This window comes from Marivirga sericea, from assembly GCF_900177665.1.
GTDB lineage: Bacteria > Bacteroidota > Bacteroidia > Cytophagales > Cyclobacteriaceae > Marivirga > Marivirga sericea.
The window spans coordinates 163711-186085 of sequence record NZ_FXAW01000005.1 but is presented as its reverse complement, the minus strand read 5'-3'; the positions used below and the strand labels follow the sequence as shown (position 1 = coordinate 186085).

Here is a 22375-nt window from a genome sequence, read left to right as displayed (position 1 = left end):
GAAAAATATAGAAATCAATTTTTTCTATTTATGGCATTTAGAATTGGAGACCTCAGATCTCTGCCGTTTTCATAGGTTAATAATTATAGTAATTTCGCACATTATGAAATTATTATGTTTCCTATTGTTTCTGGGATTTGTAAGTTGCTCACCTGATAATAGAGTGATAGAAAATACTGAATCATTCCAGAAATTAATTTTCACTGATACGATTGAAGTAGTAAATCAAGATATTTCTATTGCAGCAATCAATCCTAAAATTTACGTAGATAGTCTTCTATTTACCATGGATGGTGCATACCAAAATTTATTCATGTATAATCTTAATTCAGATTCTTTAATAATCTGGGATAATGATTTTATTAAGGGCACGCACTTGCCAGCGGTTTCTCTACATGATTATACGCTGTATAAAGGATATATTTACATGTTTTACAAAGCAGTTTATGAGGTTTACCAATTCGATTTGTTGGGTAATTTTATAAAGAAAATATCTATTCAGCATTCTGATGAGGGCTCAAATGCAGAGGGGCGTGAATTATTTGAGATAACAGATGAGGGTCAATTCATTATGAATCAAGAATACAATGCTGCAAAATCTTTACAGCATTTGTTTCAAAAGACGAAACAAATCGGAATCTTTAATCAAGATGGAAGTGCTTTAGCATCTTTTGGAAGTTATCCTGAAGTGTATAAGCAGGGCAGTATGGTACTGACTAAATTCTACAATTACCTTGTAAATGAGGAGGTGATCTACACTTTAGGTTCTACTGGGCCCCCCGAATTAATCCAATACAATTTGACGGGTAAAACGATAAATTCAGAGAAATTTCATCTAGAAGATTTTAATGAGGAAATCTATTACTATGAAAATAGTCCCTTCGATTCCAAGATCAACGATCAAATCACCCAAATTGGCAAAGATGTAGTAAGAGACGATTCTTTGATTTATTTTTCGTATCAGCGTTATGATAATGAAAATCCACCTGAAGGATACGAATCACTTGAATACAAATTAGGAGTGTTGGATTTGGCGAATGAATCGGTCAATACTTTTTTAATAGGTGGAAGTAATTTGGTAGGCACAACAAAACGAATGATTCCACAAATTCAGGATGGAAAAATCTATTTTTTGCTTTCACCCAATGATATTGAAAAAGAGCAATTATTATTAGTGGAGGCCGAGATTCGATAAACTTAAGCTAAGTCGCTCAGGACTATAGTAAAACTAGTCCCTTTCCTAGGAACACTATCAAACTCTATAGTTCCTTTTAATTGCTCTACTAATGTTTTTACTATGGATAAACCTAATCCAGAAGAACTTTCTCCGGCTGTAGGCTTATTACTCATTTTTTGAAATTTTTGGAATAGTTTAGATTGCTCTTCTTTCATGATCCCCATTCCTTCATCTCTTACTTCAATATGAAGTTTGTTTTTGAGGTGTATTGCTTTAATATGAATAGCTGTACCCTCATATGAGAATTTCAGTGCGTTGGAAATGAGGTTGTCCATGATGCGTTGAAGTTTTTCAGTATCGGTATAAAACTGATTTTGATCACTTTCAATATTTACGTTAATCTTAATTTTCTTAAGTCCTGCTGTATCTTCATACCTTTTGATTAATTCACCTAAGAAAGTCTTAACACAAATTGCTTCAATTTCTGGCTGCTGTTTTGATTCTAACTTGTATAACTGTAGTAAATCTTCAATTAATTGAACACCTTGCTGATTAGATTTCTCCAGTTTATCCAAAAAGTCCTTTTGGTCATCATTTAGGTTCTCTGGCATTTTTATTAAATGAATTAATCCTTTGTTATTGTTCAAGGGGGATTTCAGATCGTGCGCTATCACGTGTATTAAACCATTTTTCTCATCATTAATTTTTTTCAGTTCATCATTATTATTAAGAAGTTCTTTATTTCGCTTATTTAATTCTTTTGTCCTTTCTTCAACTGTTTGCTCCAGTCGTTGATTAGATTGTTTAAGCGCTAAACTAAGGTCTTGATTTTTGATATAAGTTTGATTTTGTCTGTTGGCTAAAATAATAACATGACTGAATAAATAGAAGAAAATCCCAAGAGCAAACACCATATCTCCTACGATTTGAGATTGATGAATAAGAATTTCTATAACCGTTACAGAAAAAAGTAAAATAAAACCGACCAGTGCTATAAGTACTTCTTTATTTCCTGTTAAACTTGCTTTGAAAATGTAGTATAATATCGCCAAACTTGTGATTACAGTCACCAGTTGCATTATTGGCACCAGATTAGAATTATAAAGGATTGGAGTAAAAAGTGTGATGAAAGTTGCAGATATGCCAATGTAATAGGGGGTTTTAGCAAAAAACTTTGGTATATATTCCGGAAACAGATAATAGATAAAGCGGATAGTAAATGCAAAAATGAGATAGAAACTAGCTAGTTCTATTCTAACGCTTAACCACCAAGGGAAATTCAAGTATTCAATCAGTAAATACTCATTTACACTTAATGCCCTTAATATAGTAAAGAGACAAACCAGCGCAAAATAGGAGTTCATTTTATTTCTTGTCCGAAAAATATTAGATCCTATGTGATAGAGGCCCATAAAAAATATAGAGCCAATTAAGAAAAATGATAATGATATATTCATCCCTCTGTCTTCAAGCAATAATTCTTTGTCTGCTATTTGAGGTGGTCTAGACATTCCACCTTTTCTATAATGAAAATTAGAGATCTGCACAATGACCTCTAAAGTGTCTTGGTCTGAAGGGATTTGGAACACTTTATTTCGATAATCTGGCTTAGCGGTTTCCTGTGACGTACCTAGTCTTCCTACTTCTCCAATTTCTTTTCCATTTATAAATAGTTTGTAATTAGTACTTTGAACTTTTCCATTAATAGCTAATCTACTGTAGTTTTGATTTATAATTATTGTGGTATAATAAGTGGCATAGCCAGTGGAAGGAAGGTTTTGTCCTCTAAATTCCATGCCTGTCCAGGTGTGTGGAATTTCGGTATAAATTGGGGAATCAATAGCTTGCATTTCTTCTGCTGTGAGCAATTGACCATATTCAAATTGCCATTGTCCTTGGAGTAATGCAATCTCCTCATTTAGGTTTCTATCTTGAAGTTGGAAAAAAGTCTGCTGACTATAACTTACAGATGCTACAGAGGATAGAATGAATACAAAGGTCACTATATGTTTCCACATAATTAATTTTCTTCAAGGGAAGAATGAAGTATTATTTATAATGCAAAATTAATACTTGAATCAAAGATATGGATTTGCTTTTTACTTTAAAAAGTACAAGAAGTATATAAATCAACCGATTCCGTTATAATTATAGTTTTAAGAAGAGCCTTAAATATTTATCAGGAATATGAATTTTCTAATTTTCTATGAATGTAGAAAATGATATAATCAACGAATGATTTTTTAGGACGAAATGAAATATAAGAAAATTTATATTGAAGTTTGACTTTTTTAAGTGTTGAAACTTGAATTAAGCTTGTTTTGCAAATTGACTCTTAAAATCGTGATAAATAGCTGAAATATTATGCATACCTAACAAATCCCACCTCTGTAATATTTAGATGTATCAACATATAAATTGTTTATTTCACCAAATCAGTATGCAAACCGCATTCTGTTTTGTTCATTCCGTACCAACGGCTCTCTCTTTCCTGCATATCAAGGTCAAACTTCCTTGTGCAAGGCTCACATCCAATACTGAAATAGCCTTGGGCTTCAAGGGGATGTTCCGGTAAACGATGTTCTTTTCTGTAATCATGAATCATTTTGGAATTCCAGTCCAGCATAGGATGGAGACGGGTTGAATTATGAGGAGCGGCTTGTTCCACTTTCATGGCAGATCGTGTTTTACTTTGATCAGCGCGTACTCCGTTAATCCAAATATCATTTTGCATCAAAACTGCATCCATGGGCTGCGTTTTATTGAGGTAGCAGCAATAATCAGGGTCAGAAGTAAAGAACATTTTTCCATTTGCATCCCGCTGCATGTTTTTAGGCGTTAATGGCTTTAAATCAACTAAATTGGTCAAACCAAAATCCAACATGATTTTATCTCGGAAAGCAACAGTATCAGGAAAATGATAGCCAGTATTGATGAAATAAACGGGGATATCAGCATCAATCCTACTCAGCATGTGCAAAAGTACCAAGCTGTGCGATTGAAAGGAAGAGGTGGTAAAATATTTTTTACCTCCTTCCTGATAAGCTTTTATCCTTTTCTCTAATTCCTTGAATACCATATTTATTATTGAGTTTACGAAATCGTACTCCCAGGATTCACTTTATCCCCCGGCTGCACAAACTGCAAATTTCCCTCCGAATCTTCTGCCATTAATACCATGCCTTCAGAAACTTCTCCCATCATAGGTCGAGGTGCTAGGTTCACCAATACGGTTACTTGCTTTCCTACCACTTCTTCTGCTTTGAAGTGTTTTGCAATACCACTTAAAATAGTGCGTTTGTCCAAACCGGTATCGATAGTAAGTTTTAAAAGTTTGTTCGATTTTTTAACTTTTTCAGCAGTTAAAACGGTTCCTACGCGCATGTCCATTTTCATGAAATCATCGAATTTGATTTCCTCTTTCATAGGTTCCACATCCGGACTTGCGCCTGCATTGGCTTTTTTAGCTTCTTCTAATTTATTGACTTGCTCTTCCACGGTTTTATCTTCAATTTTTTCAAATAGTAACTCTGCTTTGTTGATTTGATGCCCTGCTTCAAGTAAGTCAGCACTTCCGGCCAAATCCCACTCATAAGCTTCAATATTGAGCATGTTTCTCAACTTTGTAGCCGTAAATGGTAAGAACGGCTCACAAACAATACTCAAATTAGCTGCAATCTGTAAAGCCAGATTCATTATGGTTTTCACTCTTTCTGGGTTCTCCTTTTGAAGCTTCCATGGCTCTGTTTCTGCTAGGTATTTATTCCCCAAACGAGCAAACTCCATCATGTGCGCTAATGCTTCTCTGAATTTATAGTTTACAATTTTCTCTTCAATCAGATCAGGATAACCTTTTAATTCATCCAGAATTTCTTGGTCGTAATCAAACCATTCGCCTCTTTCTGGTACTTTTCCATCGTAATACTTATGCGTCAATACCACGGCTCTGTTAATGAAATTACCGAAAATAGCCACCAACTCACTGTTATTACGCGTTTGGAAATCTTTCCAGGTAAATTCACTGTCTTTAGTTTCTGGTAAAGTAGCAGCTAAAGCATATCGTAGTACATCTTCCTGTCCAGGGAAATCTTTGAGGTACTCATGCAACCAAACGGCCCAGTTTCTGCTGGTCGATAATTTATCTCCCTCAAGATTTAAAAACTCATTTGCGGGCACATTTTCTGGCAAAATATAATCGCCATGCGCATGCAAAATCACTGGGAAAATAATACAGTGAAATACAATGTTATCTTTACCAATAAAATGGATTAACGTACTGTTATCTTCAGGATTAGGCTGCTTTTTCCAAAATTTCTCCCAGTCTTTCCCTTCGTCTTGTGCCCATTGCTTAGTGGCTGAAATATAACCAATAGGAGCATCTAACCATACGTATAATTTCTTTCCTTCAGCCCCTTTCAATGGCACGTCTACACCCCAATCCAAATCACGAGTCATGGCTCTTGGTTGCAGACCTTGCTTCAACCAAGAACTGCATTGTCCATAAACATTGGATTTCCATTTTCCTTTTTTGCCTTCAATCAACCATTGTTCCATCCATTCCTGATACTTATCCAAAGGAAGAAACCAGTGTTTGGTGCTTTTTATGATAGGTGTTTTTCCGCTTAAGGTCGAAACCGGATTGATTAAATCTGTGGGATTTAAGGAGCTTCCGCATTTTTCACATTGGTCACCGTAAGCTCCTTCATTACCACATTTAGGGCATTTTCCGGTGATGTATCGATCAGCCAGAAATTGATTAAATTCTTCATCAAAGTATTGCTCACTTTCACGTTCTACAAATTCTCCTTTCTCGTATAAATTGGTAAAGAATTCTTGTGAAAGCTCATGATGAGAGGGGGCAGAAGTACGGTGATACATATCAAAAGCAATTCCGAATTTCTCAAATGTGCTTTTGTTTAATTCATGATATTTATCAATAATGGCATTAGGTGTAATCCCCTCTTTTTTAGCACGAATAGTGATCGCAGCACCATGCTCATCACTTCCGCACATAAAAGCTACTTCTTTTTTCCGCAATCTGAGGTAGCGCACGAAAATATCCGCAGGCAAATAGGCGCCTGCGATATGTCCTATATGTAAAGGTCCATTGGCATAAGGTAATGCTGCAGTAATGGTATATCTATTATTCAATTTTTGCATTGCTTGTAATTTGCTGCAAATATAGGAAGAATATAAAGAGAATGATAGCTCAAATACTCAATTTGCCCTATATTTAAAAATTACTGGAATTATAGAAATAATTCAAACAGAAAGATGTCAATTCTTAAATATACACCAAGCGGAAAGCTATCAAATTTTATTAAAGAAATCTATAAAAGTAATTTCATTAATGAAGATAGAATTCCTGTTTTAGATGACTGCTGTCATGATTTAGTAATTTTTAAGGAGGCCAATGCTATATTTTTTTCAAAAGAATTTGAACAGGGTACCTTAATTCCATATTCTATTTTCAGCTTATTTAAGGTAACGCCACCCTTTGCCATAGAACCTGCGGAATCACTAAGTTTTTTAACCATCAAATTTCAGCCTTGGTGTAATAATTTGATCTTTTCCAAATTTAAAAAGACTGGCGTTTTTGATTTATCAGAGGAATTTGCTGCTTTAGTAAAGATAGAAGAGGTTAATAGCTTATTTGAGTTAGAAAATCCTTTTGTTGAAATGGAAAATAGGCTTTCAACTTATTTGAAAGATGTATGTCTTAATGAAAAGCAAATTCTGATAAAGGCGATAATTGAAAAAATTTATGAAGAAAAAGGGCAACTAAAAGTAAGTGAATTAGAAATTCAATTTGGTTTAAGCCGACAATATTTAAATAGGCTTTTTCGTGAAGAAGTTCATTACACTATCAAGCATTTTATTGGGATGGTAAGAGTCGTCAATGCTGTTAAAATTCAAGTAAACCAACCTAATATTTCTATGACATCCTTAGCCTATGAAGTCGGCTACTTTGATCAAGCCCATTTTGTAAGAGACTTTCAGAAAGTAGCAGGTATGTCTCCCAAAAATTTCTTTAATCTGAATGGAGCTTTTTTTAGGAGACACAAGGTTAATTAAAGACTGGTTAATTTTAAGAGAAATCTCTCGATATTTGATGTTAATTGATTAATATTCTCTTGAGTTTTAATAAGATGTCCTTCATCTTTAAAATGAATGTATTCATGATGGAGCTTCATTGTCTGAGTCTTTTCAAAAAAGCGCTGAGAATTAATCTCGAATGGTATTTGCCTATCGTTCTCTCCAGAGATTATCAAAATAGGTGACATGCCTTCTGAAATATTTGTCAAGGGTGAATACCGCTCATATTTTTCCATGAATTCGTTTGCTTCACCTCCCATTTCTCCAGGAAGGCCGGTCATGCTTTTTAACTTAGATTGCTCTATCCAATCAGCTGCACCATTGATAGCAATACCCCCTTTGAAAATACTAGAATGCGTGAGGTAGTAGAAAACCATAGTGGCACCATGACTATGACCTGCAACTATAATATTTTCTTTATCAATATTAAATTCAGCAGTTATAGTATTAATAAAAAGCTCAGTATCTTCTAACTGTGCTTTGCCGTATTCATCACCTCTTCTTTCGCTAGCATATCCTCTAGTATTTACTAGTGCAATGGCAAAACCTTTGTTCAAGTACCTAAAAAAGATTTCATTCATGAAGTAGCTGAAGTCAGGGAACCGATCTCGATAGCCTCCGTAAGCCAAAATGATTAAAGGTAGTTCTGAAGTAATGTTTTCATAATTAGCTGGAAGATATAGATAACTTTCGCTATAGTTTTGATCTTTGTTAAGATAACTTATGATTTTATATTTAGAATCTTTCAATGGATTTTGCGCTATAAAATCATAGACTATCTCAGATTTTTTAGTTTTACTATTTTCTTTCATTAACCTTTTAGGCTCGTTCCCAGATTCATCGATGTAATAAGTATAAAATGTATTATTTTCGATTGATTCAACATGCTTTAATATACCATTTTTGGTGATTAGCAGAGATTGGTATGAATTGACTTTAGGATTGAAAAGTGAGTATTTTTTATTCCCTTTTTCATATTTTAAGGTTACTACTTCCTTTTCGTGAAACTTTAAGAAATATCCGTAAGTATCCAGCTTGTACTCATCGATATTCATTGAATTAAGGCTTAAAATATAGTTATTACCGTATACATTCCTAAAGAGCAACTTCTCATTTGCTAAAAATGATAGATTGGTCAGAAATGATTTGGTATCAAGTTGGTAAGAATATATAATTTCATCTTTGGTTAGATTTACAATCTTTATTCCAGAAATTGAGCCTCTATCATAAGTAGAACTGTAATGTTGGTAAGCAAGATATTTTCCATCTTCTGAAATTGCCAAATTACCGATGTCCTCAGAATCTTGGATAATAAGCTGAACTTCTCCACTCGCAAAGTCCAAACAGTAAATCTTGTTTAATTTATTGTTTTCATTGGCGGAGAAATACAGTTTGTTATTTGCTAATGCCACCTGATCAATTAAATAGAATTTGAATAAATTAAGGTTTGGATTCAAAGGAATACTATCTAATTTTTGATTTTCCAAGTCGTAAATGTAGACGGTATGATTAGATTCAAAAATGAATTTAGCATCTTCTTTTGACCATATGAAAAATCGCTCATTAAAGTCATTTAAATTGGAATAGACCATCTTTTCTTTATTCCGATTAAGTAAACTGCTAATCCATAAGGATTTTTGATCTTTCACATAAGCTATATAATTCTGTTTTGGGCTTGTAGAAATCTGATTTACTGATTGGCCTATTGCTAAAGAGGGGCTTGATGTTAATAGAACAAAAAGAATATTGATTTTTAATACGATGATCTGTTTCATTATTGGAAGACTTAATTTTTATATAATATTTACCATTTTTAGAAAAATATTTTTTACAGAATATCTAGCATTCGATTCTTTTTTCATTAGTTGCCGTTACCTTATCCTATTATCTGTGAAAAAGGGCGCCTTATAAAGCGCCCTTAAAACTAAACCATAAACCATACACTACTCAATAAGAACCCCATCCCATCTAACACCTTGAAAATCCATCAGCGCTTTCTGATTTCCTTCCTCATCGTTAGTGAAAATAAATGATTCTTTACTTTTTGCATCCCAGAAAAATGTAGAATCATTTTCTGGAATTAGATCGCCTGCGAATTCTCCTTTTTGATAAGCCTTCAATTGGCCATTTTCAAACTTGATGCTTATCATAATATGTCCTGCGTCTACAAAGTCATAAGTACCCGCGTATTTTTTTAATATAGATTCTGAAATTTCAACTGCTTTTCTATTGACTTCCTTGGGGATTTCAACTTCATTGCCTTCCATAATTGCAATTAAATCTTTGGTTAGATTGGAAAATGGGATATTGTCATAATTGGCCAAGAAAACAATTTTGTATCCTTTACTTAAATTCGCATATACCCAAGCTCTTTTACCCTTAGACCCTCCGGCATGGGTGATAATACTATCTTCCGCTAGTTCATGATAGATTTTATTTTCAGTTATAAAGTCAAGAAATTTTTTCATATCCTCAACTGTAGAATAAGTATGCCCTTGTTGCATATCTGATTCGTCCTCACCCACTATTTGAATGGAATCATTCTTTTCAGTATGTCCAAAAGCATTATTATTTAATTGACCTTTGGGATTTAGATAATGACTGCCGGAATTTGTCATTCCAAGTGGAGCAAAAAAATTGTTTCTCAAATAGTCAGCATAAGTCCCTCCAGCTGCATCACCAATGATTTTATATAAAAGTTGAAAGCCTAAATTTGAATATCTTGTATCTGTCCCAGGTTCAAATTCTAATTCTTCTTGATGAATTAATGAAATAACTTCTTCTGGAGATAATTCTGCAGTATTTTCATCAAAATTTGAAAGTTCTCTCCCTAAACCAGATTGGTGATGCATTAATTGATCAATGGTAATTTCATCGCCTCGTGGGAATTCAGGGAAAAAATCAGAAAGCTTTTGATCAAATGCTATTTTCTCTTCATGTTCCAGTTTTACTAAAGAAGCTTTTGCAAATAGTTTTGCTATAGAGCGAAGGTCAAATTGATGCAGCACACTTACTTTTAATGTCGGAATTTCCGTTTCTATATTGTATGCCTTTGAGAAAACATGGCCTGCACTGTCTTCAACTAAAAGTACACCATTGAATTGCTTTAGCTCTGTTAATGCGCTCATATAGGTATTGATGATACTAAAGCTTTCTGGCTGCGGTACTTTTTTATTTGATTTACCTTCTTCTTTGCAGAAAACAAATGTCAGGCTAACAAGTAAAAGAATAATTAGTGATTTTCTTTTCATTTTATAGAGTATTTTTTCACAAAACTACTGTAGTCTATCCGTCATTAATTGTATAAATGTAAACTATCTACTACTTTTTTATTTAATCAATATGTGGATAGAATTATTATTTAATTTTTGTGAATATCAGATTTGAGTCACCAGCTTTTCCGTGAATAATCAGTGAAATAGCAAATGAATCTTTTGAAAGAAAATTAATTTGGGCTTGTCTTTCAAATACTCTATCTATTTCATTAATAGTTAAGATATCATCTTTTTTTGTCCAAATAGCCCTTCTTTTAATAATTTTTCCATGCTCTATGTCGGAATAATAGAGCGTATCATTTTTGAAATAATATTCGCCATTTTCTAGCATGAGATTGAATAGCTTATCTAGCTGTTCTCGTGCATCAGCATCACCATAAGTATAAGCTGGAGATTGCTTGATTTTGTCAATTGCTTCAAAAGATTGAATCTGCCATCTTCCGATAATTTCTGGTTCAGATTGATAGAGTGCAAACATCAGTATTATTGTCAAGACGTATTTCATATTTTATTGGATTAGAAATTTAAAATCTTAAGAGTATTATTTTTTTTCAAGCCAAGAAATAAATTCTTTAGTAACATCATCGAATCTGTCCATTTCTTCTCCATTTGGCAATTTTTCATAAAAACTGTGATCGTAATTGGGATAATGTCTGAATGTCAAGTTCTTTTTTTGATGCCTTATAAATTGAACAGGAATAATATAGGAGTTTTCAATAGCAACATTTTCATCTTTAGTTCCTATCGCTACAAAAATCGGGATATCTAATTTGAGAAGATTTTCAACAGGTGGTTCAGAAAAACTCACATAGCTTAAATAGCTGTTTTCGTCCCACATTTTATCTGGAGAAGGATCAGCAAACATTTTTTCGAATTGAACCAACAATGAGTCTATTTTGTCGGTTGCTTCTTTTTCGGTGATTTTACCAGCAATTGCTTCTTTTCTTGCAAAAAGTATGAATTCCATCAGCTGGGGTAAGCCACCTCCAGCCCAAAAACCTAAATGTGTAACATCTTTATTTAATGTGGCTAATTTTGCAGCTACATCAGTTCCTTGTGAGGTACCTACTAGAACAATTTTTTCAGGCTTAAAAAGATTTTGCTGTATATATTTAATGACCTCATTTGTTCTATTTACTCTGAAGTCTAAAGTGTTTTTTTTCCAATAACCATCTGGTATATTAAAATCTTCCTTTTCACTAAAAGGAAATTTATATTTCGATATTACCACATATGCATAATCTTCTGGTATTAGATTATAGCTGAAAGGGTCAGCGGTTACACAGCAAGGGTCAGTCTCAATCCATAACGGAGCCGGCCATGATCCACTGATGTGTATAAATAGATTTTTCTTATCGAGATTTTTAGGGTTATAAATGAAAAAATCAATGGTGTCTTCTGCATGCTTAATTGAATAGGCTTTAAAACCTTTCTGTAGTGGGCTTATTTGGTTGAAGCCAGAAAATGGAAGTAATATAATTAAGACTTGAAGCTTTAGTATGATTAAGATTAGGTGTTTTTTCATGTGTTTAGTAGTTTATTGAATCTTTAGAATATAGAGTTTGAGGTTAAAAAAACTTTAATGAAGTCGGTAGTGAAGGTGCTTGGATCAAACCTTCGAGTTGAACAGTTTCCCAGATTGCAGGAACAATTTTCTAACTCAATGCTTATTTTATAGTCATAGATTTTTCAAGGTCAGAAAAGGGAATAACTGTCTTAACGCCATAATCTTTAACAGGCCAAGATTGAATGATTGTTTCAACGTTTAACCCTAGGTCCATAATTGCTTTATAAAGTCCAGCTTGTCGGCCGCTTGCTTTTTTTATCTCTCCTTTTTTGGGTATCCAAACTAAATCATCCTGAAACAATAATTTTTCAGTCGGAAAATAATAGATGAGATAGTCATTAGTATGTTCTGATTTTTCTCCAATGAAATAAATTTTCATTTCAAATTTTCCATCAGTTATAGATAAACTGTCTTTTATTTCTTCGGTTAGCACTGGTTTAGGTTCAATTTGTAAGCTGTCTGGAGATAAAGTATGAGGGGCATTTGCTAAGTATGCAACGTAATCTTGGTTTGCTTTTGGGCAGATAATTCTTGCTCCTTTATGTATAAATGGTCGCATGCCACCTAAATAATGCGGATGGTAATGTCCAAATACAAAATATTTGATGGGTTTGTTAGGCGAAATTTTTTCTGCTTCAGTAATAATTAGTTCACCATTTCTGCTATTTAAAGGGGCTTCTGCTACTACTAGGAAATCAGTAAACTCAACGACCATTACCCTGTCATCCGTGTGTTTCAGTTTAATGAAATGTATATTCTCGCTATACTTTTCAACAGTGATGTCTGGAATTATTTCTGTTTCTTCTTTTAGTTTATAATCAATCGGTTTTTCTAAAAGTCCTTGAACTTCTTTGATAATACTTGCTTCATTTACAATTTTCACCTCATCTTTAACTTTACCGTTTATTTTTTCAATCTGAATAGTTTTAGGATAATAAAGGTTTTTAATAGTAGAATAGTCGCTGTAATGGAATGTGCTTAACACATCTCCGAATAATTCATCGTAACTTAATACGGTTACCCTGTGTACAATATTGTCAGATTTTTTGATATATAATCTTACAAGTGCCTCGTTAATCGTTGTTTTGTAGACAGCGAAACCACTATTGCTTTCTTTATCGGTAGGTATTTTATGCTGAAAGAAATAGTTAATTAAATTAATTGGTGAATATCTAATGGTATTAAATATCTGATTTTGATACATGCTTTTTGTTACTGCAAATATTTCTTCGTCTCCATAATTCAAAAAAAGTAGCGTTGATTTGTCTAATTGGATTTTAGAGTTGTACTTTTGATTTCTTACCGTTAAAGTATCTGATTTCATGAAATTGTTAGCATTGCTCCAAACAATCCCATTACTTTTATAATTAGTCTCTTGCCATGGTCTAAAACTATGCTCTAATTCATTTCTTTTTTCTGAGAAAGAAAATGTTATATAACTATTCCCCAAAGGCTTGACTTGTCTATCCCAACAATTCTTCAGGATACTGTTTGATTGAGCATTAACCTGAATTGTTAAAAATGTAATTAATCCAATTGTTATTAAGCTAAATTTCTGTTTCATTTTATTGATCTTTTTTTGGTTTATATCGGCTTGGCCATTACAGGTAATAATACCTATGATGCTAATGCCTCAATTTCTTTTAGGCAAAGTATTTATGTGCTGTTCTAAATAGTTATGTAAACCCATTTGCGGTTTGTTGAGTAGATTGGACTTATTATCAATTAGTAAGACATCCAGTAGTCGCATTGTATTGAATCCAATTGTATAGTAATAATCAGTAAGGCCAGCATAAGTTAGATAGCTAAAGTTGGGGTTACTTAGGTCAACCTCTTTAAACTCTTCATAAGATTTAAACATTGGGTCATTTAAAATAACAATGGAATCTGAACACTTTATATAATTTGAAAGAGTAAACATGCTTTTGTATTCAATGTATCTAGCCGATCCCTCTTGAATAAGGTAGAAATTTTCTACTTTTTCTAAATCGGGGTTTTCTGGGCGATATTTCTCAATACGGCTCTTTCTTTTTTCTAGGTAGGTTAAAACTAATGAATCACGACTAGCACCATTATTTTCTGAAATGGCTTTCATAAGAAGGTCGTTTTCATTTTGAATCATAGGTAAGAAATCTTCATCATACTGGCAGAGACTCACTAAATCTTTTGGATTAAATGATAGTGGGCTAATTTCATTTTTAGCATATTCTTTATAATGCTCATTATTGAACTGATAATGATGAAACATCTCATGGATCACCATTGTCGACCACATTTCTGTGCTTTCAACAGACGGAATATATTGAGCTATTTCTTCAACAGAACAATATTGCTCCACTGGGTTGTTATAGTAGAACTCAGAAGAATCTGCCGTATCAAAGCTTAACATGTTTTCCATATGAAAGGGAATACTATCGGTTCTTGCCGTCAATAGGTAATCATCACTGTGTTTATCGAAACTAACTAAGGAATTATTCACTGTTGAATTAGGAAAGAATATCTCAGATTTATCTTTGTTGAAGTAAATTAAAGGACCTTCGGTGCTTTTTCTACCAAAGTCACCCCATACCTTTTTGGCAACATCTTGCTTTAGGTTAAGCACGAAAGAAATTCTTCTTGCAGATAAACTATCAGGAAAATCAAAGTAATTTTCATAAACTAATTTGTCACTAGCTTTTAAATTTTCTTGTTTTTGATTTTGGCAAGCAATTATGAAAACACATATGCCAGCAACTAATAAAAAAAATGGTTTCATTTGTTCTACTTCTTTAGTTTGCTATATACTTTTTTGAAAAAATTGTTATGTTTTTAGTGGAGTTGCTTTTGATAGTAAGCATTAATTCAGTGATAAAAACTCCCCATTAATTTTCTGGGTTATTGGTTAAATGTTTAGTTAATTCAAGCTTTGTTTCGCTTCCATCAATATTTGTATAATCTAATTTTACAAAACCGTACTTTGGATGAAAGTAGGCAGTCAGAGCTGTTTTGCCAATTCTACTTTCTGCTTCAGATTCAATTACATAGCATTGTAAATTACCGAGTGGTGTTTCAAGTAAAATCTTATTAGTAATTTCATACTGATAGTTGTTTTCTATTGTATTTTCCCACGTTTTCCATCGCTTATCCGCATAGCTACTGCCAATTGTTAAATTCCAATTCCATTTGGTGCCTATTTCGTAAGGAGCCTTGATATAAGGAAATGGATTTAATTCAAGGATTTTAAAATAGTGTTCTCTAGGGGGGTGAATCCAAATATTCGCTTCATTTTCAATAGCTCCTGACATTGAAAAGGGAACACCTTCGATCAATATGTATGCAAGAGCGGTTTGGTTATAATCAGGAATAAATTGAGCTATTGGATTACCATTCAACACTTGTATAACTACTGATTTTACTATTAATGAGTCTGTATCATCAGCATCTGCAAAATCCCACCCTTTATAATCAGGATTGATTTTGAAATATTTTATTTCACCTGAAGTTGTTCTGTGTTCAAAATCATATTTAAAGCTATTTCCTACTTTAAATATGTCATTGTTTTGGTTAAACCTATTTTCATCAATAATAGTAGAATCAAATTTTTCTACCATTATCCCATCATCGTCTGGAATTAACTGATATTCTGTTTTTATATCATTTGTTTTTGTTGTGCAACCAACTGGCAATAGCCATGACAAGACAATTAATGCTTTTATCGATTTCATTCAAGTTTTTTTAGAATTAGAGTTTTTTGTAATGATGATAAAGTGGACTAAAAAGTTTTAATTGAACATGCTTGTCAGGTCTAGCCTTCTTCAACTTTATAAATTAACTGATCTTAATTTTAAGTAAATTGTAAAAATGGAAACTAAGATCAGTTGGATAGTAATTTTAATTCCCATTAATATAATCCAAGACACCCTCCAAAATCTCATCTTCCTCATCCAATAAATAGTCTTTAATGTAAATATCAGGAATTACTCCTTCTGCTTTCTTGCTTCCATTTACCCTTACTATATAGCCTTTTGATACTTTTACTGCGATCCCTGTTTTAGGTAGATTATATTGATATTGTGAGGCATATAAACTCGGAAATTCTGCTGTTTCTTCACCTACAATGGTAGCAAAACCATAATCTTGTATTTGAGCAGCTGTAACGGTAGCTTGAGAGTGTGATTGTCGGTTTACTAGCACAAATACTTTGCCCTGAAATCTTTTCTCTTCGACTTGAGGTTGATGGGGGTCAAATTCATAAGGATAGATTTCACCATTTTTATGGATTAGAACACTTTTCCAAAAGCTTTCGGTTGTGTCATATGTAGCTCGAACATGTTCTTTTAGGATTTGACTTGTTTTCAGCGAGAACTCAGCATTCCAATGATAGGTTGTATCTGCGATAAAAGAAATCAAATAATCACTAAAATCGTTTCCACCACCCAAATTGTTTCTTAAATCTATTATCAAGTTTTCAGTTTTTGCCTGATTAATAACAGTAAAAGAAGAATCTATAAAGTTTTTGTAGTTGTCTAGATCTCCGCCAAAGTTTCCTGGTTTTAAGTATGCGGATTGGTTATGAAATTTCAAAAACATATTTGGTGTGGAAATATCATTTCTTTTCATTTCGTAGCCATCGATAACATTCACGGCATCTATTGAATATCTTTTTATTTGTCCACCATTTTTAATTTCAACTGTAAAGACATCAGATTGTCCAAAGGCTTGCCAATAGAGTCTAGGAAAAGAGAATAGTTCAATCTTTGCATTCTTGAAATATCTTCTTTCAGCAGAAATGAGTGGATATATTTTTTCTAGTACGTTCGAAATTGGTTGATCATTTATACTTACTATTTCATCACCTATTTTAATTCCTTTTTCTAAAGACCAATTTTTTCTTACCAATGGCTTATGATTTTCAAAGGCAATTTCTAATGGAAAAAGTGTGCCTTCCGAATAAGCATATTCTTCGTATAATTTGCCGGGAAAAGGAATTTCGGTATGCCCATTATTTACTTTTGAAATGACAGCTTGAAAAAGAGAAGTGACAGCAAGCTTAGTTAAACTATCAGCTTTAATGGAGGCTTTTATTTTTTCGAAATTTTCATCAAATGCTTCTTTGGTAGTATAGGTGTAGATGTTATAATGGGTTTCTATTAAAGATTTTTTAAGATAGTTTAAGTCGGATAAAACTTCTTGCTTAGAAAAGTAATTCTGGGCGTTAAGTTGAAATGTAATTAGTAGTGAGAAAATAAAACTCAATCTTTTCATTGATCAGGATTTTAAGAATTAGAATGATTATACTTTAGTAATTTAATGCAAATCAGGGTCTTTATTTCTCTCTAATCGACCGAATGCATGCTTTCGGACTCTTTTTTCATCTTTTTTATATATTCTGTCGGAGTTTTTCCAGTTATCTTCTTAAATGAATCATTGAAGGTTGATTTTGATTTAAATCCACAATCATAGGCTAGAGAAAGTAGCGTAAATTTTTCCTGTTCTGAAGCTTTTACTTTTTGAATGAAATAGCCTACTCTATATTGATTAACAAATTCATAGAAATTTTTTTCAAAACAAGAGTTGATAGTCTGAGATACTTGTTTGGTATTCATATCTAATTGATTAGCCAAGTCCGATAGACTGAGGTCAGAATTTAAATAGGGCTTTTCAGTTGTCATAAGGAGCTCAATTTTCTTGGCATATTCACTTAAATTGATTGGTCCGTCTGCTTTTAGATTGAGTTTTTTTAATTTCTCTTGGTGATTAGCTGGAGGTATGGTGTAGGATTTAAAAGCGATCCAAACACTTATAATAGCAAGTCCCATAAAAGTGGGAAGAAAATAATAGTCTTTTAAATAACCTTCATAGATGACACGGTCTATTTCTCTCAGAATATTCCATGCAATCCAAAAAAATGCATAGAAAATGACAGGCAATTTCAACCAATTGAGCGATTTTTTGTCAAGGTTTGAGTAGTGTTGCTTTAACCAATCTTGGTGATTTAAAAGAAGTTTAAATGCAAAAAGGGTATAAACTGTTATTGAAATAATTCCTAACCATTGTTCAGTCAAATAAATTTTTGTGTAAGGATGTTGTTGAGCTTGATACATGCCCTCTGCTCCCAGCCGGTAAAAACCTGTACGATAAAAGATAAACTCTAAAAAAACCGGAAGAAAATGTATATAGTCTCTTTTCTTAAATTTGAAACTTGGATTTGAAATGCTTTTTGTGTAAAAATAAATCGCTGGACCTATTCCATAAAGTAGCTCTAACTGGAAATATCTGAATATGGGAAAGCTATCAAATCGTATCAGAATATTTATGAAGGCAATATTTAAAGCCATTAGCGCATAAAAAAATATCAATAGGGATAAGAAAGTGTTGGATTGTCTTTTCGGTCGCTTAAAATATATTAATGCACTTAATAAAATAGCTTGTAACGCAAATACAAATATGATGGTAGAAAGTACTGGGCTCGGAGATGACATTATTCGCCAATAAATATTAATGTTGATTAGAAAAGTAAGTATATGAAAATAATTGTTGAAAAACCTTAAGCCATGTCAAAAAATCCTCTTCGACATTATTTACTCAATGATTTTAATTAAAGCTCTATACCAATTAATGTATTTTTCTGAAGTGGGAGAACTTGCTTCTATTCTTACTACAGATGTAATATTTTGAATTAATAAAGCCAATTTCTCCGCTTTTTCCTTCCCTTTCTCAGAATCCCTTTTTAAATTCAGCATCCTTAATAAAAAAGCTTAAATACAGACAATTCAAGAGATCAATATGACAACGAAATTATTTGAAATAAATAAATTATTAGTAGCGAACAGAGGCGAAATTGCAATTAGGGTGCTCCGTGCTGCTTCGGAACTTCGAATCCGAACAGTAGCAGTTTATACGTACGAAGACCGATATTCCCTACATAGATATAAATCAGACGAGGCTTATCAGATTGGAAAAGACGATGATCCGCTAAAACCTTATTTGGATATAGAAGAAATCATTAGCCTGGCAAAGCACAAAGGAGTGGATGCTATTCACCCTGGATATGGATTCCTTTCTGAAAATGTGAAGTTGGCAAAAAGGTGTAAAGAAGAAGGTATAATTTTCGTAGGCCCTGAACCGGAAGTGATGAATGCCTTAGGTGATAAGGTTCGAGCTAAAGATATAGCTGTAAAAGCCAATGTCCCTATTATTGAAGATAGTAAAATTGATCTGGTAGATACTGAAACCGCTTTGAAAGAGGCTGAAAGAATTGGGTATCCCATCATGGTGAAAGCTGCTGCTGGTGGTGGTGGTCGTGGTATGAGAGTAGTTCAAAATGAAGAGCAATTAAAATCTGCCTTTGTTGATTCCAAAAGTGAAGCAGGCAATGCATTTGGAGATGATACTATTTTCTTGGAGAAATACATTGACCATCCGAAACACATTGAAGTGCAAATCATGGGTGATAATTATGGCAATATTGTCCACCTTTTTGAACGTGATTGCTCTGTACAAAGAAGATTCCAGAAAGTGGTAGAAGTTGCACCTTCAGCTAATTTATCTCAGGAAACTCGTGATAAATTGTATGAATATGCTTTGGCCATTACCAGACAAGTCAATTACAATAACGTAGGTACTGTTGAGTTCTTGGTAGATAAAGAAGAGAATATCTACTTTATTGAAGTGAATCCTAGAATTCAAGTGGAGCATACGATTACGGAAGAAATTACGGGTGTCGATATAGTACGTTCACAAATATTGATTGCTAAGGGACATGCCTTAGATGATCCTAGAATCTATATCAAAAGCCAAGAAGATGTAAAAGCCAATGGTTTTGCTATTCAATGTCGAATTACGACTGAAGATCCTGAAAATGGATTTAAACCGGATTATGGGACTATTATTGCATACAGAAATGCAGGCGGTTTTGGAATTAGAATTGATGAGGGAAGTTCTTATGCCGGAGTAAATATATCTCCTTTCTTTGATTCGATGTTGGTTAAAGTTTCTTCCCACGGTAGAACTTTGAGAGGTGCTGCACAACGCTTGCATCGTGCATTAAGAGAATTCAGGATCAGAGGAGTGAAAACAAATATTGGCTTCTTGGAGAATGTGATTTCACATCCAACCTTTTATAACGGAGAATGTACTGTGAAATTCATTGATGAGCATCCTGACTTATTTAAAATCACTCAGAAATTTGATAGAGGTACGAAAACATTGCGTTTTTTAGCAGATGTAAGCGTTAATGGACATCCAGATGTGAAGGTGAAGGAAGAGAACAAAACTTTCCGGCATCCAGTAGTTCCAGATTATGATAAGTACGGAACTTATCCAAAAGGAACAAAAAATATACTCACAGAATTGGGTCCAGAGAAATTTGCACAATGGCTGAAAAATGAAAAAGCTATTCACTATACGGATACCACTTTCCGAGATGCGCATCAGTCCTTACTGGCTACAAGAATGCGAGGTATTGATATGATGAAAGTAGCAGAAGGTTATGCTAAAAACAATCCTGAGATATTTTCAATGGAAGTTTGGGGCGGAGCAACATTCGATGTCTGCATGCGCTTTTTGCATGAAAACCCGTGGGAAAGACTCGCAAAGTTCAGAAGGGCTATGCCTAATGTACTCCTGCAAATGCTCTTAAGAGGTTCCAATGCTGTAGGTTATAAAGCATATCCGGACAATCTTATTGAGAAGTTTATAGAGAAATCGGCTGAGACTGGAATAGATGTGTTCAGAATTTTCGATTCTTTGAATTGGTTGGAGGCAATGAAAGTCAGCATCAAAACAGTAAGAGAACGAACGAATTCAATTGCTGAAGCTGCTATTTGCTACACAGGAGATATTTTGGATCCAGAACAGAAGAAATATACACTCGATTATTATGTGGATTTTGCCAAGCAATTGGAGAATGAGGGAGCTCATATTATTGCCATTAAAGATATGGCAGGCTTACTAAAACCTTATGCCGCAGCAGAATTAATCGGAGCATTGAAATCTGAAATTAATTTGCCAATTCACTTACATACGCATGATACTTCTTCCGTTCAGTCAGCTACATATTTAAAGGCCATTGAAGCTGGAGTGGATGTGGTAGATGTGGCTATGGGGAGTATGTCAGGATTAACTTCTCAGCCTAATTTTAATTCTGTTGCGAGTTATATGCAAGGTCATGAAAGGGAGCAGAAATTAAATATTAATTCTTTAAACGATTATTCTACTTATTGGGAGTATGTGAGAGAGTTTTATTACCCTTTTGAATCTGGCCTGAAAGCAGGTACTGCTGAAATTTATGATAATGAAATCCCTGGAGGACAGTATTCAAATTTAAGACCGCAAGCAAATGCGTTGGGCTTGGGCGATAAGTTCGAAACGGTTAAAACAAACTACGCATTGGTCAATAGGATGTTTGGAGATTTGGTAAAAGTGACACCTTCTTCCAAGGTGGTAGGAGATATGGCTCTTTACATGACTTCCAATAATTTAACGCCAAATGATATTTTTGAAAAAGGACATACACTTTCTTTTCCTGATTCTGTAGTTGATTTGTTCCGCGGGGAATTAGGTCAGCCGGTAGGTGGTTTTCCTCAGGAATTAAGCAAAATCATTTTAAAGGGAGAAAAGCCATTCACTGATCGGCCGAATAAACATTTAGAGCCGATAGATTTTAAAGTGGAAATGGATGCCTTCAAGAAGAAATTTGATGGTCATGAAGATGAATCCGATTTACTGGCTTATTTACTTTATCCAAAAGTGTATGAAGATTTCTACAAGCATCAGCAGCAATTTGGTGAAGTAGGGTATATTCCGACTTTAGCGTTCTTCTACGGGATGAAAAATGGAGAAGAGATTTTGGTAGAGATTTCTGAGGGTAAAACGATTATCATTAAGTTGCTTTACATTTCTGAGCCTAATGAGGAAGCATTAAGAACGGTTGCTTTTGAATTAAACGGGCAAACCAGAAGGGTTAAAATTAAAGATAACTCTGCCAAGGTAGATAAAGTGACCAATCGAAAGATTTCTGGAGAAAACGAGGTTGGAGCACCTTTACAAGGAAAGCTAGCCTCAATAAAAGTGAAACCGGGCGATGAAGTGACTGAAAATACAGCGCTATTTGTCATAGAAGCGATGAAAATGGAATCTTCTATCACTCCGCCAAGAGCAGGAGTAGTGAAGGAAGTCCATTTAAAAGCTGGGGATATGGTGCAGCAGGATGATCTAGTTGTAAGTTTGGAGTAACAATTTCCTGAAAAATAGGTATAATAAAGGAGGAAGTTTGAAAGA

16 protein-coding genes are annotated in these 22375 nt (G+C 33.7%); 3 read left to right on the top strand and 13 right to left on the bottom strand.

The window, feature by feature from the left end; all coding sequences use genetic code 11:
* Window positions 1-103 precede the first annotated feature (103 nt).
* Window positions 104-1195, top strand: a complete 1092-nt coding sequence (locus B9Y84_RS12625) for a hypothetical protein (RefSeq protein WP_085517743.1) — start codon at window positions 104-106, stop codon at window positions 1193-1195.
* Window positions 1196-1197: 2 nt separating this feature from the next.
* Here the strand turns inward: B9Y84_RS12625 and B9Y84_RS12620 are convergent, their stop codons facing one another.
* The 3 genes from B9Y84_RS12620 to metG form a co-directional block, all read right to left on the bottom strand.
* Window positions 1198-3195 (bottom strand): sensor histidine kinase, encoded by a 1998-nt coding sequence (locus tag B9Y84_RS12620; protein ID WP_085517742.1) that lies wholly within the window; start codon window positions 3193-3195, stop codon window positions 1198-1200.
* A gap of 404 nt (window positions 3196-3599) precedes the next feature.
* Window positions 3600-4256 (bottom strand): phosphoadenylyl-sulfate reductase, encoded by a 657-nt coding sequence (locus tag B9Y84_RS12615; RefSeq protein ID WP_085517741.1) that lies wholly within the window; start codon window positions 4254-4256, stop codon window positions 3600-3602.
* Window positions 4257-4270: 14 nt separating this feature from the next.
* The gene (gene metG / locus B9Y84_RS12610; RefSeq protein ID WP_085517740.1) at window positions 4271-6337 is read right to left on the bottom strand and encodes a methionine--tRNA ligase; all 2067 of its coding nucleotides are present in this window, start codon (window positions 6335-6337) and stop codon (window positions 4271-4273) included.
* 114 nt (window positions 6338-6451) lie between these two features.
* On the opposite strand from metG, the gene B9Y84_RS12605 reads away from it, so the two are divergent.
* A complete protein-coding gene (locus B9Y84_RS12605; protein WP_085517739.1) occupies window positions 6452-7252 on the top strand; it encodes a helix-turn-helix domain-containing protein in 801 nt (266 codons plus the stop codon).
* On the opposite strand, the gene B9Y84_RS12600 is transcribed toward B9Y84_RS12605, so the two are convergent.
* From B9Y84_RS12600 to B9Y84_RS20650, 10 genes are all read right to left on the bottom strand, one after another.
* Window positions 7249-9048: a S9 family peptidase gene (locus tag B9Y84_RS12600; RefSeq protein ID WP_085517738.1), complete on the bottom strand. Its 1800-nt coding sequence runs from the start codon at window positions 9046-9048 to the stop codon at window positions 7249-7251. The genes B9Y84_RS12605 and B9Y84_RS12600 overlap by 4 nt on opposite strands.
* A 168-nt stretch (window positions 9049-9216) precedes the next feature.
* On the bottom strand, window positions 9217-10524 hold the full coding sequence (locus B9Y84_RS12595; protein ID WP_085517737.1) for a serine hydrolase domain-containing protein: 1308 nt from the start codon (window positions 10522-10524) through the stop codon (window positions 9217-9219).
* A gap of 106 nt (window positions 10525-10630) precedes the next feature.
* Window positions 10631-11053 carry a hypothetical protein gene (locus tag B9Y84_RS12590; RefSeq protein WP_085517736.1) on the bottom strand — a complete coding sequence of 141 codons (423 nt, stop codon included), beginning with the start codon at window positions 11051-11053 and terminating at the stop codon, window positions 10631-10633.
* Between the two features lie 36 nt (window positions 11054-11089).
* Window positions 11090-12073, bottom strand: a complete 984-nt coding sequence (locus B9Y84_RS12585) for an alpha/beta hydrolase family protein (protein WP_085517735.1) — start codon at window positions 12071-12073, stop codon at window positions 11090-11092.
* Window positions 12074-12215: 142 nt separating this feature from the next.
* Window positions 12216-13679 carry an MBL fold metallo-hydrolase gene (locus tag B9Y84_RS12580; protein WP_085517734.1) on the bottom strand — a complete coding sequence of 488 codons (1464 nt, stop codon included), beginning with the start codon at window positions 13677-13679 and terminating at the stop codon, window positions 12216-12218.
* A 69-nt stretch (window positions 13680-13748) separates the two neighbouring features.
* Complete coding sequence (locus B9Y84_RS12575; RefSeq protein WP_085517733.1) at window positions 13749-14870, bottom strand: hypothetical protein; 1122 nt, start codon at window positions 14868-14870, stop codon at window positions 13749-13751.
* A gap of 106 nt (window positions 14871-14976) precedes the next feature.
* Window positions 14977-15819, bottom strand: a complete 843-nt coding sequence (locus B9Y84_RS12570; protein ID WP_085517732.1) for a hypothetical protein — start codon at window positions 15817-15819, stop codon at window positions 14977-14979.
* A 166-nt stretch (window positions 15820-15985) separates the two neighbouring features.
* Complete coding sequence (locus B9Y84_RS12565; protein ID WP_085517731.1) at window positions 15986-17359, bottom strand: S41 family peptidase; 1374 nt, start codon at window positions 17357-17359, stop codon at window positions 15986-15988.
* A 71-nt stretch (window positions 17360-17430) separates the two neighbouring features.
* A complete protein-coding gene (locus B9Y84_RS12560; RefSeq protein ID WP_085517730.1) occupies window positions 17431-18576 on the bottom strand; it encodes a helix-turn-helix domain-containing protein in 1146 nt (381 codons plus the stop codon).
* 99 nt (window positions 18577-18675) lie between these two features.
* On the bottom strand, window positions 18676-18837 hold the full coding sequence (locus B9Y84_RS20650) for a hypothetical protein (protein WP_176223792.1): 162 nt from the start codon (window positions 18835-18837) through the stop codon (window positions 18676-18678).
* A gap of 43 nt (window positions 18838-18880) precedes the next feature.
* On the opposite strand from B9Y84_RS20650, the gene B9Y84_RS12555 reads away from it, so the two are divergent.
* A complete protein-coding gene (locus B9Y84_RS12555) occupies window positions 18881-22330 on the top strand; it encodes a pyruvate carboxylase (protein WP_085517729.1) in 3450 nt (1149 codons plus the stop codon).
* The last annotated feature ends 45 nt before the right edge of the window (window positions 22331-22375 follow it).